This window comes from Fibrobacter sp. UWB16, from assembly GCF_900215325.1.
GTDB lineage: Bacteria > Fibrobacterota > Fibrobacteria > Fibrobacterales > Fibrobacteraceae > Fibrobacter.
In genome coordinates this window covers 1,278,203-1,292,879 of the sequence record NZ_OCMS01000001.1, presented here as the reverse complement: position 1 = coordinate 1,292,879, position 14,677 = coordinate 1,278,203, and the positions used below count along the sequence as shown (strand labels likewise).

The window sequence follows — 14,677 nt, the reverse complement described above, 5'->3', positions numbered from 1 at the left end:
CCGGAATCTCCTCTGCGTTATAATTTCAGCCCTTCGATTTGTCTTTCGAGTTTTTGGGCTTCGGAGTGCATCTTTTGCAAGAACGCCGCCGTGGCGGGCGAATTAACATCTTGTATGCGGTGGTTCGCGCTTTTCAAGAACTTTTCGACCTGCTTGATGTCTTCAAGCGTTTTCCCGTCGCAGTAAGTTTCTGCCATGCGCTCGAAAATGTAGCCTTCCGCCGTCTTTGACAAATGAATCATGTCATCATCGTAAAAACGGTAGTCGCGCAGCTCGTCCATCACGATCTCGTAACTCGGGAAATAACTGATGGTCGTCGCAGACTCTGTGACGATTTCTCTGATGACCTTCTCTATCGCAAGTTGCAAAGTCGCTTTCGATAGCGTGTTCTCGTGTGCGCCATCGCTTAAATGCCGTAACGGCGAAACCGTAAAGACAATGTGAAATTCGCGATTCTTGCCTTGCTCGTCATTGCGAGCCGAAGGCGGAATGATTCGGTCATTTTTTAACTTCAGTAAATCCCGCACGATGCTTTTCAGCGCTTCGGTGGCGTGGTCTACAGAAATCATCTTGCGAATAAACAGGTTTGGATTTTGCCTGTGGCAATTCGAAACGGCGATGCCGCTCTCCTTCAAAAAGTACACGAACGCGGTTCCGAGCGTGATAAACACGACGTCGGCTTTCTGCAAAAACTCTCGAGCTTCTTGCGTGGCTGCGTTCAATTTTGCAATACATTCTTCACGAGTTGCTGCCGAGAGCGAGCCGTGTGCGTTCCAGCAATGCCAAGGGCCGCGAATCTCGTTGCGGCTCTCCGAAACGCCCAATCGCATGTCCTGGAAAACGTCCGCCTCTCCAAAAATTTTCCCGTTTGCAATCGCTTTAATCTGCATCGCCGCTGAAAGCGGATTGTAAACCGTCCCGAACGGATTTGCTAAAACGTTGAATTTTCGCGATGCAAACTGTGCCGAGATGTTGTCGGCAAAGCAAGATCCGAAAAATGCGAGCCTAGAATTGTAGTCAATCTGCCAATCAGCAGCCGGAATATCGATTTTCGTAAAAAAGTCCATGAAGTAAATATAGTAGGATAAAACTACAATATTCTTTATATTGTGAAATTATGTAATTTTTATAATTGTTATTGAAATCTTTAAATTTATCGTAAAAATCAATAAAATATATTGTAAAACTATTGATTTTTGAAAATGTATGAGCTATATTTAAAGTAACAACAAACGATCGTTAGCGAATGGGTCGTTGGTTAGGAGGAAAAATGAAAGAAATACTTGAATATACGGACTACCGCCAGTATATTGCAGATTACTATGCCGATCGAAAGGCGAAGACTGCATTTTCTTGGCAGGAGTTTGCCAAAACGGCGGGATTCTCTTCGCCGGTCTATCTTAAATATGTGAGCGAGGGCCGCTTTAACTTGAGCGAAGATGCTGCAACTCGCACGGCGCAGGCAATGTGTCTTGCTGATTACGAACGCGAGTTCTTTGTCGAGATGGTCAAGTTTGACCATGCGAAGAACGATAGCGAAAAACGCGCCGCGTTTAGCAAGATGGTCTCAATCGCGGAATCCCGCAAGGCGAAAATCGTCGATGGAGAATCCTTCCGCTTTTTTGAAGATTGGAAAAATCCGGTGCTCCGTGAACTCGCCCCTGCGATGCCGGGTGCAAAGCCTTTGGCAATGGCGCATGCTTGCCGCCCTGAAGTTTCGGCAGCTGAAATTTCTGAGTCGCTGAGTTTTTTGGTCAAGGCAAATTTGCTTCAAAAAGACAAAGACGGGAACTACGCCCAAACCGACAAAGTCGTGACGACTGGTCCGATGGAATTCACTCCGCTTGCCGTTCGCGGATTGCACCGCCAAATGGGCGAGTTTGCACTCGACGCAATTGAAGGCGTCCCGCAAGATGAACGCCATTTCTCGGGTCTTACACTTGGTATCACTCGTGAAGCGTACGAAAAAATCGTGCAGAGGATTGCCGAATTTCGCAAGGACATCATTGCGATTGCGACAAGTGAAACTGCAACGGAAGAAGTCTACCGTCTGAACGTGCAGTTCTTCCCGATGACAAAAAAGAGTGTTAAAAAGGACTAGGAGGAAACTATGAATTTCAACAAAATTACTTTGGCTGCGCTGATGGCGCTCCTTTTTGTGGCTTGCTCCGATGATAACAAGTCTGTTAGCGCGATGGGTGGAGCCGAAGAAGAACAGGGCGTCTATGCCTTGGCTGGGATGGTTGGCGACATCTATCCGAAATTGGTGAAGGTTACGGATTCGGAAAAAACATCAAGCGATTCTTTAGAATATGAAGGATCTATATTTGCTGCTAAGGGAACGGTTGTCACTGTTTATGAATTGGATTCTTTGACTTTCGATACGACGGGTCGTTCTTTTGTTGATACTGTCGACAACGATGATGGTCGCTTTGAATTTAAAGATCTTGCTTTGAATAGTCCATATGTGTTGATTGAAACTCGTGACTCCTGTTATTATGAGAACTGCGGAGAGCGAGGAATTTTCTATGGACGTCGTGCAGGAAAGGCCGTTGATAGTACAAGAGGGGATAAGTATCCGCTCACGTTGAGTGCTATTGTAGATTTACGACAAGTGAAAAAATTAAACGTTAGCACATTGACAAGTGTGAAGATTCCGTTGTTACGTGAATTTATTGCAGAAGGAAAGTCTTTTGATGAAGCGAACCGGATGGCGGAACGCAAAATTCTTGAGGACTTCGGTATATATAGTGATCTTGGGGCTTTTGAAACTATGGATCAGGAGGGTTCCGAATTACCTTTTGTTAATGAATTGGCTCGTTTGGATGATTGGGATCTGCGTATTGATTTTCTCTTTACTGATGTAATGCTCTATTTTGCATCGCCAAAGGCTTTCTCTATTCGAGAACCTGTCGTGGAACAGTTTTATTTGAATTCCATGAAAATGATGCAATATAAGACGAATTATATGGCTAAAAAAGATGGCTTAGGAAGGTGCGATGAATCTCGTGAAAATACTGAAGGTAGGGTTAAGGCTGGGGCATATGAACATAAATATGCGTCTGTGGTGTGCCGCTCTGGTAATTGGACTATTGGTTTTAAAACGATTGAGCACACGAATGGAACTATGGTGGATGATCGTGACGGCAAAAGCTATAAGACCGTAACGTATAATTGGGGTGATGGCTCGCAAACCTGGATGGCGGAAAATCTCAATTACGCCGATACGACTTCGTTGAGTGCGGATAGTGCGTTGAAGGCTAATCTGCGAGGAAGTGTGTCGTGCTATCGCTCGGCGCGTGATAACGAAAACTGCGATGTTTACGGGCTTGCGTATCAGTGGCGTGCTGCGATGAATGTTAATTATGATGATGCTAGGACGTATACGGTTGATTCTTTGGGAGATACGACATATGTCGAAAAGAAGTGCGTCGATGGATTTTTGAATGATTGGAATTATCCTTATGATAGTATCAGAAACGCGTGCGATACGCTGTACTATCCTGAAGAACATATGGGAAGTTTGCCGTATTTTAAATATTGGACATGGAACTATGCAGATTATGCTACGCAGATTAATCAAAGTGCGTATAAAGGAGTCTGCCCGGATGGATGGAGAATGCCGACGTTTAACGATTGGAAAGCTTTGCTGAAAAATATGAGTAAAGCGTATGGCTTTGATGGTGTCGGAACAATTGTTCTGTATGACGAGGCGGCGACTGGTTTTGGTTTGAAAAATAATGTTGCCATTAAATTGTATGACTCAGATCGTGTCCGTGTTGGGGTGAATTCAGGGTTTTATAACAATTTCCTCGTCGCTGATATTCCAATGTATGTTTTTGAGGTCTTCGAGTATTTCATGAAGGGCGAAAGCTTGGGCATTGAAATGGGAGATCTGAGATATCCTTTGGATGTCTATGAGGATTATCTGGAACATCCGGAAAATCGAGGGCGAGGCCCGGATCTTCCGTTCTTGTGGAACGATCCTTATGCTCCTTATATGATGGGTGCTGTGCGCTGCATAAAAGAATAAATAGTCAAAACGTAATACAATTATTGGTTAGGAGGAAAGGGAAGACGGGGTTCGCCCCGCCTTCTTTTTGTGCTGTGTCATCCCGGCCTTGTGCCGGGATCACCTTCTTGTTTTTTTACTAGACTGTTTTATATTGTGAAAAATGATTGATTTTTTAATTAAATTTTTATAAAACGCTAAAATTTGATAAAAAATTAGATTTTATATTGTAAAAACTATTGACTTTTTAGAAATTGAATGTATATTTGAACCGTGAAACGGTTTATGCTTTATTCGCAATGTGTGGAATCGTAAAGCCGTTTGTTAGGAGGAAACATGAGAGATGTGCTAGAATACACTAGCTATCGGCAGTATATTGTGGACTATTACGCCGATAGAAAAGCTAAGTCCGCATTTACCTGGCAGATGTTTGCTGAGAAGGCTGGCTTTTCTTCGCCCGTTTACCTGAAGTACGTGAGCGAAGGCCGGTTCAACTTGAGCGAAGAAGCTGCGCTCCGCGTTGCTTCAGCAATGTCCCTTGTGGAATACGAGCGGGATTATTTCTGTGAAATGGTCCGCTTTGACCACGCCAAGACGGATGAAGAAAAAAAGTTTTTCTTCAACAAGATGCTTGCGATCGCTGCTGCGCACAAGGTGAAAATCATAGAGGCCGATTCTTACCGCTTTTTCGAAGACTGGAAAAATCCGGTGCTCCGTGAACTGGCACCTTCGATGCCGGGCGCAAAGCCCCTTGCTCTTGCCCGTGCCTGCCGTCCAGAAATTACTGCTGCTGAAGTGACGGAGTCGCTAAGCTTTTTGGTTAAGGCGAATTTATTGCAAAAGGGCAAGGATGGAAATTATGTACAGACCGAAAAATCCGTGACGACGGGTCCCCTGCAGGCGACACCGGTAGCGGTTCGTTCGCTCCATCGGCAAATGGGCGAATTCGCGCTCGAGGCTATCGAAGGCGTATCTCAGGATGAACGCCATTTTTCGGGCCTTACACTTGGCATCACGCGCAAAGCCTACGAAAAAATCGTTCAGGAAATTGCCGAGTGCCGCAAACGCATCGTTGCAATCGCGAGAGAAGATGATGCAACGGAAGAAGTGTATCGCTTGAATATGCAGTTCTTTCCGATGACGAATAAACATTTAAATAAAAAAGGTTAGGAGGATATCATGAATTTCAACAAAATTACTTCGGCTGCGCTGATGGCGCTCCTTTGGACGGCTTGCTCTGATAATGATGTTGCTGGTGGTACTGAAGAAGAAACGTGCGTGTACTCCTTGGCTGGTCGCGTGGGCGATGTGTATCCTGCGTTGCTGAGGTCGACAGCGGACGAGAACGGATCGGAGGATTCTTTGAAGAACGATGGTTCTGTGTTTGCTGCTAAGGGGACGGTTGTTTCTGTTTATGAATTGGATTCGTTGACGCTTGAAAAAACGGGCCGTTCTTTTGTAGATACCGTTGATAATGATAGTGGTCGTTTTGCATTTGAGTCGTTGGCTCTAAATAGCCCATATGTGCTGATTGAAACTTTGGATTCGTGCTATGTAGAAGATTGTCGAGAACGTGGAGCTTTCTATGGGCGTAATGCGTCTAGGCCGGCAAGCATGGTAGATAGTTCACGTGACCGTCGTATGTATTCGCAGGAGTTGAAGGCTATTGTGGATTTGAGAGATGTGAAAAAAGTAAGTGTAAGCTCTCTCACTACTTCCAAGATGCCGTTGTTGCAAAAGTATTTCGCTGAAGGAAAATCCTTTGCGGAGGCGGGCGAAATGGCGGAGCGCGAAATCCTTGAAAATCTTGGTATATATGAAGATTTCGGTGGATTTGAAAATTTAAAAGACGGAAATTCTGAATTGGCTTATGTGAATGAACTGATTCGAATGTGCGAAAAAGATGTGCTTAAAGATCTTCGAGGAATGGATCCTATGCTCGTTTATGCCGTGCCGCCGAAATTATTTGTCGGACGAGGTGAAATTCGAGAACAATATTATTTGAATTCGAAAAAAATGATAGACTATAAGGTTGGCTATTTGGCTCGATTGAATGACCTTGGCAAGTGCACGGATGCTCGTGAAAATGCGGTCGCTGAAATTGACGTCGCTCATGGTAAGGTGTCTGTGGTTTGCCGCTCCTCTAAGTGGACCTTGGGATTTAAAACGATTGAACATACCATGGGTTCTATGACGGATAATCGAGATGGAAAAACTTATAAGACGGTGACGTATAATTGGGGCGATGTCTCGCAAACATGGATGGCTGAAAATCTTGATTTTGTGGATACCACATCTTTGAGCGTTGATAGTTCGTTAAGAGCGAATTTGTCTGGAAGTATCGACTGCTACCGCAAGGAAGATTCTAGAAGTGCGGATTGTGGTGTGTATGGGCATGAATATCAGTGGAAAGCCGCAATGAATATTGGAGACGATGATGTGAAGGTGTATTCCGTTGATGCTCTAGGGGATACAACGTATTTTGCAAAGTCGGATTCGTCTGAAGAAAATTCTGAAAAAACTTGGACTTGGAATTATACAGATTATATCACACCGTCTAATCATAATGCGTATCAGGGCGTTTGCCCGGATGGGTGGAGAATCCCGACATTTGAAGATTGGCAAACGTTGTTGCGAAATATGGGTGAACGATATGGTGTTGATCAAAATGACGTTTTGCCGGCGCTTTATGATGCTGTTGCGACGGGATTTGGTTTGAATGGCTGGGTTCAGGCTAGCATTGAGGAAGAACTTCGTCTTGTGTATTTCATAACCTTTGGGTACACTAACGAGTTTGTTTTAGCGGATGTGCCTTTGTATAAACTGGAGATTTTCAATTGGAAACCCATTGGCTTTAGTTTAGGGTTGGCGGATATGCATGTCTTTGTGAAAAGAATAGAAAGTGAGGGGTATGACAATAGCCCTTATGCACCGAATACTTCTGCCGCTGTCCGCTGCATCAAGAAATAAGCATTCAAGACGCAATAAAAATATTTGTTAGGAGGAAAGGGAAGGCGGGCTTCGGCCCGCCTTTCTTGTTATATCTCGTCATCCTGAATCTGCCTCTCGTCATTTAAGGCTTGCCCCTCGTCATCCCGAGGCTTGTATCTCGTCATCCCGAGGCTTGCCCCTCGTCATCCCGAGGGCGTTAGCCCGAGGGATCCAGTGAAATCTTGTTTAGATGATAATTAATTTATATGTATCATAAAATTTCATGAAATTTCCTAAAAATCAAAGAAATTTGTAAAATTACAACGAAAACAACACTTTTTTATCGTGATTTTAAAGAATTTACGAAAAATTCATTTATATTTATATCGTACAACAATACGGGCGTACAAAAGTAAAGGGTGTTTTTTGGGAGGATGAATGAAGGACGTGTTGGAATACACGAACTACCGCCAGTATATAGCGGATTATTACGCCGAAAAGAAGGCGAAATCTGCGTTTACCTGGCAAGTGCTTACGCGTGCGGCGGGTTTCTCGTCGCCGGTTTATCTTAAATATGTAAGCGAAGGCCGTTTCAATCTCAGTGAAGATGCTGCTGCCCGTGTGGCTTCTGCAATGGGGCTTGAAAATTATGAGCTCGATTATTTTTGCGAAATGGTTAAGTTCGACCACGCAAAAAAGGATGAAGAGAAAAAAGCCATTTTTAATAAAATGCTCGCTATCGCTGATATTCACAAGGTGAGGATTATCGAAGGCGATTCCTTCCGTTATTTTGAAAGCTGGAAAAATCCAGTGCTCCGTGAACTCGCCCCTGCCATGCCTGGCGCAAAGCCGCTTGCCCTTGCTAAAGCCTGCCGTCCGGAAGTCACGGCTGCCGAAGTCAGCGAATCGCTGAATTTTTTGCTCAAGTCGAATTTTTTGCAAAAAGATGAAAATGGAAATTACGTACAGACGGAAAAGTCTATAACGACGGGGCCGATGGATGTGACTCCTTTGGCTGTTCGCGGGATGCACCGCCAGATGGGCGAGTTTGCACTTGATGCTATTGAAGGCGTTTCGCAAGATGAGCGCCATTTTTCGGGCCTTACGCTTGGTGTTACGCGTCGCGCTTACGATGAAATTGTTCAGGAAATTGCTGCCTTCCGCAAAAAAATTATTGCGATTGCAACACGCGATGATGAAACGGATGAAGTCTACCGTTTGAATGTGCAGTTTTTCCCGATGACAAAAAAGAGTGTTAAAAAGGGTTAGGAGGATATATGAAAAAATCAGATCAAAACACGCTGTGGCGTGATTTTGTAGAAGCGGCGTTTTGCCTGATTGTAGCGCTGCTTCTTCTCTTGTTTCTTTCGAGCTGTTCCGAAGATCTTGATCGGTCTCCGCTTGCGCATGATGGTGGCTCCACGGAAGAAACTGCACTGCTTAAAAATATATCCGTGAATGTGATGGCTGTGCGCTTGGCTGCCGATTCTGTTGGTGGTACTCCTCTTGCCTTGATTAGCGATGTCGAATTGGGATCCGTAATAAGAATGTCTGAACTTGATTCTGTTACTTTGGATACAACTGGTGCTTCTTATATGACGCGCTGCACGGATACGTCTGGGATGTTCCGTTTTGATAGCGTGACAGTCCATAGTCCGTATGTCTTGCTTGAACTCTCTCCATGGCAAGAAAATGCTTATTGGGAGTGGGATGGTACTTGGTCGTTTGATGACGATGTGCTGTATAGTGCTATTGTGGACCTGCGCGAAACGAAAAATGTCGGCATCAACATGATGACCTATCTCGAAGCGATTCGCGTGCGGTACTTGGTGAAGCAAGGGATGAGCTTTGTCGCTGCAAAACAACAGGCCGACCGTGAGGTTTTAGATGCTGTTGGTCTTTTTGATGCGACATTTGATTTTGACAAACTTGACTATTGGGAAGATGATTACAAGCAGATGGCGTTGCGCTACTTGAGCTCGCTTGTCGTTGGTTGGGGTGACTCGGAAACGCCTTTGGCTTCTTTTAAAACCTTTGCTCAGACTGGATCTTTCGCAGCGAACGACTCCGTGAAAAATACATTCTCGTGGCGCTTGGATTTTGAATTTGTCTATGCCCAAAATGAAGGCGAAAAAGAATATTTGACTCAGTTGATGGCCGGCATAAATGGACTCGGTAAATGCGATGACGGTAATGATGGCCGCTCTTTGGAAATCGATATCGATTATGAGCGCTGGGCCGTTTTGACTTGCAACGCTAAACAGTGGCGTAAGACTTATAGATACAAGATTGCTGAACAGGTGGATTACGAAACGGGGTCGATGACGGATCCGCGTGACGGAAAAACTTACCGTACGGTTACGTATAATATAAATGGAAAACCGATGACTTGGATGGCCGAAAATCTGAATTACAGCGATGAACGAATTGTCCCTGCTGTGGGGTATGATTCTGCTGAAGTTGCCCGCGATCAAGGGGGTGACCGTGATTTTCTGGAATATCGCAACACGCTTGATTCTGCGTATTGGAACACTTGGGTTCGTTATGAAAATGTTGAAGACGTTTTGGGCCTGGATCCGAATCAAGCACTTGTTTTTTATAGTGATTGCCTTACGGGGCTGGAACAACCTGCGGACGTTTTGGACACTTTGGTTTGCCGTTATGTTATTGATTTTGATGATGGATATTTCGGGTCGTCAAAGCTTGCTACCTATGTTGATTCTGTTGAAACGGCGAACGGGTATTATCAAGGCCTATGTCCGGACGGATGGCATATCCCGCAAGGCGAGGAATGGAATGAATTGTTTGACTTTGTGCGTGAGTCGTGCGGTGAAATCTGCCGTGTAGATGGTCGGATGGGGCGGAATTTGACACAAATCGGTTTTGGTGATTTGGCCGTAGAAACATACCCCTCTTTGACGCGGGACGGTGATGGCAAATACACATTGCTTGGAATAAATTTTGTGAGTTGGACTGTGCTGGAAGGCTTCTATATGCAAGATTTCTCGATCCGTTGCGTTAAAAATTGAATTTGCTCCCTCTAATAGTGCTTGGGTTGTTGTTAGGAGGATAGAGGGACAGAAGGCGGGCTGAGGCCCGCCTTCTTTTTGCTTTGTCATGCTCGTGCGCCTCGTCATCCTGAGGGCGAAAGCCTGAAGGATCCCGTGAAATCTTGATTTGCGATGTTACCTTGGCCTGAACAGGAATCTCCTTGTGGAAATATTGTATCTTTACTCTATCTAGCGCATTATGTGTGAAAAGGAATTGTTATGAAACCTGGTAAGACTGAACTCCGTTTGAATGCTGATATCGAAAAGCGCGGCGCACTTTTTGCGGTGCTCTTGGATCCGGATACTTCGGACGAGGCCGCCTTTGTCAAGGCTGGCTCGATGGCTGCAGAAAATGGTGCGGACTTGCTCTTGGTCGGCGGTTCTTACCTCGGCAATTTTACGCTCCCGAAACAGGTCGCAGCCCTTAAGGCCGCAGTCGACTTGCCGGTAATCCTTTTCCCGGGTGGCGCTTCTCAGGTTGTTCCTGGCTTTGATGCCATGCTTTTCATGACGCTCGTGAGCGGTCGCAATCCGAACTACCTTATTGATGAACAGGTGCGCGGTGGCGCCCTCGTGCGTGCGCTCAACATGGAAGCAATCCCGACGGCATACCAGCTCATTAACAGTGGCAAGCGCACGACGGTCGAATACATCAGCAATACGATGCCGGTGCCGGCCAACAAGCCGAAGCTCAGCATGGTGAATTCCATCGCTGCAGAACTCATGGGCATGCGTTACGTTTACCTCGAAGCCGGTAGCGGTGCAGAAGAACCTGTGCCGGTCGAACACATCGCCTACACTCGCAAGGCGACCGAAATGACGATTATCACCGGTGGTGGAATCAAGGACCCGCAGACTGCAGCCGTCCGCGTTGCCGCTGGCGCCCAGATCATTGTGACAGGCACCCTCTGGGAAAAAGTCAACGATCCTGCACTCTTGAAAGAATTTGCTTCGGCTATACATGTAAAGGGTTAGTGCTGTCATCCTGAGCAAAGTCGAAGGATCTCATGTTTTTTTTCTTTTCAAATAGGTGGCTTTGGCTTTACGAATAAAATCGTCCCAACAAGAGTCAGGGCGATTTGAATTTATTTAAAATGGCGGTATCTTATTCCGTATCTTTAATGCAACGAATTTGACGAACTTCATTATTATCATAAACCGTTGTAGTCGTATACTCATAATAACCATAACCACTACTAATGGATGTCACTAAATAGTAATCTCCACCTTTACTCGATGTCCAATATCCATCAGCACAGTCGTTATCATACCAATTTACTGTGGTATGTCCGTTGTATGTTGATTCTGAACGGCAAGGACCTGTTGCGTCATAATTAAATTTGTATTCGCCGTCTATCCACAATCCATCCGGATTTTGCGTAATTGGTAAACTAAACAATACTCCCCATTCTATTGCTGTTGGAACGTGCCATCCTTCGGGGCATGCCTTCGAAATTGAAGACTCTTTGTAATATACTCCATATTTATCACAATACTTCAAACTATCGTGATAGCAGTAACTCCCCTTCAGTTCATATTTCAAATTTTCTGCCATCCACATTTGTGATTTCAGCCCTACGGTTTTGTATACCTTGCCATCACGGGGGTCTTTCATTGTTCCCATGTTTATATGGTCAAAATCGAAACTCCACCCAGATGAATCTCTATCTGCAAACCACAAATCGGTATTGTAGTAAACATTCCATGCTATACTCGAATCTGGGTCACACACATAATTCGAATACTGATATTGGACCTTTTCGCCCTTGTTGTAGCTAGAACATCCTTGCTTTATAGCTAATTCCATTGGCATGGCGAATCTAAACATTCCTCTATCACACACATACTTGTTATAGGGAAAAATTTTACCGCTATCAATAGATCCGTTTTCTAGGCAGTCTTTCCCGTAAGTATCATACTCAAGCAGAGTCGAAGGACTCCACTGCCTGTTGTTGCATGTAAAATAAACTTCGTAATATTTAGACACTTCGCCAGTACGTTTTTCAATGCATAGTCCTAGTTCGATTTCTGCACCAATTGCTGCACGCCATTTAGTCTTGTCGAAAACGTACATTTTCTTGGTGACTTTTCCTAATTTTGACGCACCATCAGTTGTGTCTGCCCATTTATAGGTGTCATATTCAAGCGGTGTCGCTGTTTTCCATGATTTGGACTTGCAGATGTAATATAGGGGGTTGTCTACAGAGTCTAAATGTGCAACTTCGCCTTCGCGTTTGGAAGTGCATTCCCCTAGCCCCGTAACGGTTTTACCATAGTTTTTTATCACAACGGTAATTGAGTCGCCGTTTCCTGGGATATAATTCCCAGCTGAATCGAACAATACGGGAGAAACGCCGTCCTTTCCGTTGGTGCCGTTCTTGCCGTCTTTACCGTCTGAACCATCTTTTCCGTTGCTTCCGTTTAGTGTTAGCCATTTCTTTTCGTTGCAGTAAAATACTTTGGCAGAGTCTGATACGTAGTATATCAAACCGAAATTATCAGAAGAGCATTTGGGCAAGTCTGAATATTTTTTGACTTGCTCCATTCCCGTTACTTCATTTGTCACATTTGTGACTTCGGTAACTTCTTCGCCACAACCAATAAATGCAGCGGAATATAGTGGAAATGTAAGAATGATGTTTCTTACTAGTGTGATTAGGTTTGTCTTCTTCATATTGACCTCCGTGGTTAAAAAACTCGCGGAGTTCCCCTTACAATGGGTGCTTGATTCCAATAAAAAAGTGTGGAATCGCAAGCACCCACAGCAATTGAGGTAACGACCAAGAAACCTTTTCCTTCTAGTAGGCACAAACGACCCACACCACGAGGTGTGAGTGCTCTGCCTTATTCCTAGAGGATTGAAATTTTGGTCGTTTTCCAATTGCTAGAATAAGAGCGAACTCTAAAATCTATTTGCAAATACAATTTGGGGTTTTCCTATAACGCTCCTTCTTAATGCGCTTAAAGAATTCCTTCAGCAAAAGGTATCTGCTATAACCGTTAAATTTCTTTTGTGAAAAAAAACTTAACGTCAAAATAAATATACCATATTTTTTTAGTGATGAAAGTGTTCTTTTCGAAAAAGAAAATAATTATCTACTCTAATTAGGAAGTTTATTTCGCAAAATCGGTATTTGCGGCCTCTTGCTGTGTTGCAAATGCTTTTATTATATTGATGACAACGGCAGGCTGTTTGGAAAAAAATGAGGTGCTTTAAGTGAACTTTGAGGAGCTGATAACGTTAGGAGAAAATGAAAAAATAGAATTTAAGTCTTCTTTTAACCAAGAGGTTATAGAATCCGTATGTGCGTTTGCGAATAAGCATGGTGGATCCATAATTATTGGGCTTAAATCGAGTGAAAAAGTTCATGGCTTACAATTAGGTGCAGAAAGTTTGCAACAATGGATTAATGAAATAAAAAGCAAAACAGAGCCGGTGCAAGTTCCTGATGTGGAGTCCTTTAAATATAAAGGGAAAAATCTAATAGCTATAGTTGTTCGAGAAAGTGCTGTAAAACCAGTGGCAGTTCAGGGGCGTTGCTTTATGCGTCATAAAAACAGCAATCATATTATGACTCCTGCGGAAATAGGTGATTGCATGCTTCAGACGCAAAATTCAAGTTGGGATTATGTATTGGATGATTCTAGTTCTTTAAATGATATTTCGCTTGAAAAAGTAGAACAGAGTATTCAACGGATAAATCAACGTGGATATCACGTTTCTCAAGATCCTCTAGATTTTTTACGAAAGAATCGATTGTTAAGGAACGGTAAATTAACCTTTGCGGCTGAGATGCTTTTCGCCAAAGAGTGGCATATGAATACTGCTGTCCAAATGGGATTCTTTCAGACTCCGACGGTTATTAAGGATCGAGATGAAGCGCAGGGCGATTTGGTAAGTCAGGTTGAGCGAATTTTCAATTTTGTTAAGAAACATATAAATTGCGCTGTTGTGATTACGGGTAAGCCAGAAAATGATTTGGTTTGGGATTATCCCTTAGATGCGCTACGTGAACTGATTTTAAATATGGTAGTGCATCGAGATTATCGATCTCCTTCTGAATCATGTGTTAAGGTGTTTTCAGATCATATTGAATTTTTTAATCCTGGTCGATTGTTGGATGGTATGAATGTTGAAGATTTATTGAATAATCAGTATCTTTCAACTCTTCGCAACAAGGCTATAGCCAATCATTTTCATCAGTTAGGCGAAATTGAAAAGTATGGATCGGGTGTTACGCGTGTGATCGAATTGTTCCGTGCTGCTGGACTTAGTGTTCCAAAATTCGAAATTGTAGGGAGTGGGCTAAAAGTTAGTGTTTTCGCGCGGAGAACTACCGATAAGACTACCGATAAGACTACCGATAAGACTACCGATAACAAAACACGTCAGATTCTTGAAATTATCAGAGAGCGGCCTTCTGTAACAAATAAAGAATTGGCTGAAATTATTGGCAATATCACAATTGATGGGATTCGTTATCATATCAACAAGATGAAGAAAGCCAATGTTATTGCGCGACGAAATGGAAAAAAGGAAGGCTATTGGGAAATCCTTAGTACATCCCAAACGATTTAAATTGTCTTATAGAATTTTCTTAATTCATCAATAAAAATTATGAATCTTATTGAAAGAAAGTATTAGTCAAAACGGCTAATTCCATCTACATTTGTGCCCGAAAAA

10 protein-coding genes are annotated in these 14,677 nt (G+C 43.6%); 8 read left to right on the top strand and 2 right to left on the bottom strand.

Translation table 11 applies throughout. The features are described from left to right. Nucleotides 1-17: 17 nt before the first annotated feature. Nucleotides 18-1,067: a GSCFA domain-containing protein gene (locus CRN95_RS05275; protein WP_088631139.1), complete on the bottom strand. Its 1,050-nt coding sequence runs from the start codon at nucleotides 1,065-1,067 to the stop codon at nucleotides 18-20. Between the two features lie 203 nt (nucleotides 1,068-1,270). Between CRN95_RS05275 and CRN95_RS05270 the strand changes: the two genes are divergently transcribed. The 7 genes from CRN95_RS05270 to CRN95_RS05240 all read left to right on the top strand — a co-directional run bounded on the left by CRN95_RS05270 (nucleotide 1,271) and on the right by CRN95_RS05240 (nucleotide 10,968). Beyond that, nucleotides 1,271-2,101 carry a TIGR02147 family protein gene (locus tag CRN95_RS05270; protein WP_088631140.1) on the top strand — a complete coding sequence of 277 codons (831 nt, stop codon included), beginning with the start codon at nucleotides 1,271-1,273 and terminating at the stop codon, nucleotides 2,099-2,101. A 9-nt stretch (nucleotides 2,102-2,110) separates the two neighbouring features. After that, nucleotides 2,111-4,033, top strand: coding sequence for an FISUMP domain-containing protein (locus tag CRN95_RS05265; RefSeq protein WP_088631141.1), 1,923 nt, complete (start codon nucleotides 2,111-2,113; stop codon nucleotides 4,031-4,033). Between the two features lie 315 nt (nucleotides 4,034-4,348). Continuing rightward, nucleotides 4,349-5,182, top strand: a complete 834-nt coding sequence (locus tag CRN95_RS05260; protein WP_088631142.1) for a TIGR02147 family protein — start codon at nucleotides 4,349-4,351, stop codon at nucleotides 5,180-5,182. Nucleotides 5,183-5,191: 9 nt separating this feature from the next. Next, nucleotides 5,192-6,982 (top strand): FISUMP domain-containing protein, encoded by a 1,791-nt coding sequence (locus tag CRN95_RS05255; protein WP_088631143.1) that lies wholly within the window; start codon nucleotides 5,192-5,194, stop codon nucleotides 6,980-6,982. 399 nt (nucleotides 6,983-7,381) lie between these two features. After that, nucleotides 7,382-8,212 (top strand): TIGR02147 family protein, encoded by an 831-nt coding sequence (locus CRN95_RS05250; protein WP_088631144.1) that lies wholly within the window; start codon nucleotides 7,382-7,384, stop codon nucleotides 8,210-8,212. 8 nt (nucleotides 8,213-8,220) lie between these two features. After that, complete coding sequence (locus CRN95_RS05245) at nucleotides 8,221-9,972, top strand: FISUMP domain-containing protein (RefSeq protein WP_097020269.1); 1,752 nt, start codon at nucleotides 8,221-8,223, stop codon at nucleotides 9,970-9,972. Between the two features lie 240 nt (nucleotides 9,973-10,212). After that, complete coding sequence (locus CRN95_RS05240) at nucleotides 10,213-10,968, top strand: geranylgeranylglyceryl/heptaprenylglyceryl phosphate synthase (RefSeq protein WP_088631146.1); 756 nt, start codon at nucleotides 10,213-10,215, stop codon at nucleotides 10,966-10,968. 130 nt (nucleotides 10,969-11,098) lie between these two features. Here CRN95_RS05240 and CRN95_RS14635 read toward each other — a convergent pair whose 3' ends face one another. Next, a complete protein-coding gene (locus CRN95_RS14635) occupies nucleotides 11,099-12,667 on the bottom strand; it encodes an FISUMP domain-containing protein (RefSeq protein WP_141099879.1) in 1,569 nt (522 codons plus the stop codon). Nucleotides 12,668-13,210: 543 nt separating this feature from the next. Here CRN95_RS14635 and CRN95_RS05230 point away from each other — a divergent pair. Then, nucleotides 13,211-14,572, top strand: coding sequence for an RNA-binding domain-containing protein (locus CRN95_RS05230; protein ID WP_088631147.1), 1,362 nt, complete (start codon nucleotides 13,211-13,213; stop codon nucleotides 14,570-14,572). Nucleotides 14,573-14,677 lie beyond the last annotated feature (105 nt).

Excerpts from the sequence above, each read along its gene's own strand:
- CRN95_RS05275 (WP_088631139.1), bottom strand. The coding sequence starts at position 1,067 with ATGGACTTTTTTACGAAAATCGATATTCCGGCTGCTGATTGGCAGATT.
- CRN95_RS05270 (WP_088631140.1), top strand. The coding sequence starts at position 1,271 with ATGAAAGAAATACTTGAATATACGGACTACCGCCAGTATATTGCAGAT.
- CRN95_RS05265 (WP_088631141.1), top strand. The coding sequence starts at position 2,111 with ATGAATTTCAACAAAATTACTTTGGCTGCGCTGATGGCGCTCCTTTTT.
- CRN95_RS05260 (WP_088631142.1), top strand. The coding sequence starts at position 4,349 with ATGAGAGATGTGCTAGAATACACTAGCTATCGGCAGTATATTGTGGAC.
- CRN95_RS05255 (WP_088631143.1), top strand. The coding sequence starts at position 5,192 with ATGAATTTCAACAAAATTACTTCGGCTGCGCTGATGGCGCTCCTTTGG.
- CRN95_RS05250 (WP_088631144.1), top strand. The coding sequence starts at position 7,382 with ATGAAGGACGTGTTGGAATACACGAACTACCGCCAGTATATAGCGGAT.
- CRN95_RS05245 (WP_097020269.1), top strand. The coding sequence starts at position 8,221 with ATGAAAAAATCAGATCAAAACACGCTGTGGCGTGATTTTGTAGAAGCG.
- CRN95_RS05240 (WP_088631146.1), top strand. The coding sequence starts at position 10,213 with ATGAAACCTGGTAAGACTGAACTCCGTTTGAATGCTGATATCGAAAAG.
- CRN95_RS14635 (WP_141099879.1), bottom strand. The coding sequence starts at position 12,667 with ATGAAGAAGACAAACCTAATCACACTAGTAAGAAACATCATTCTTACA.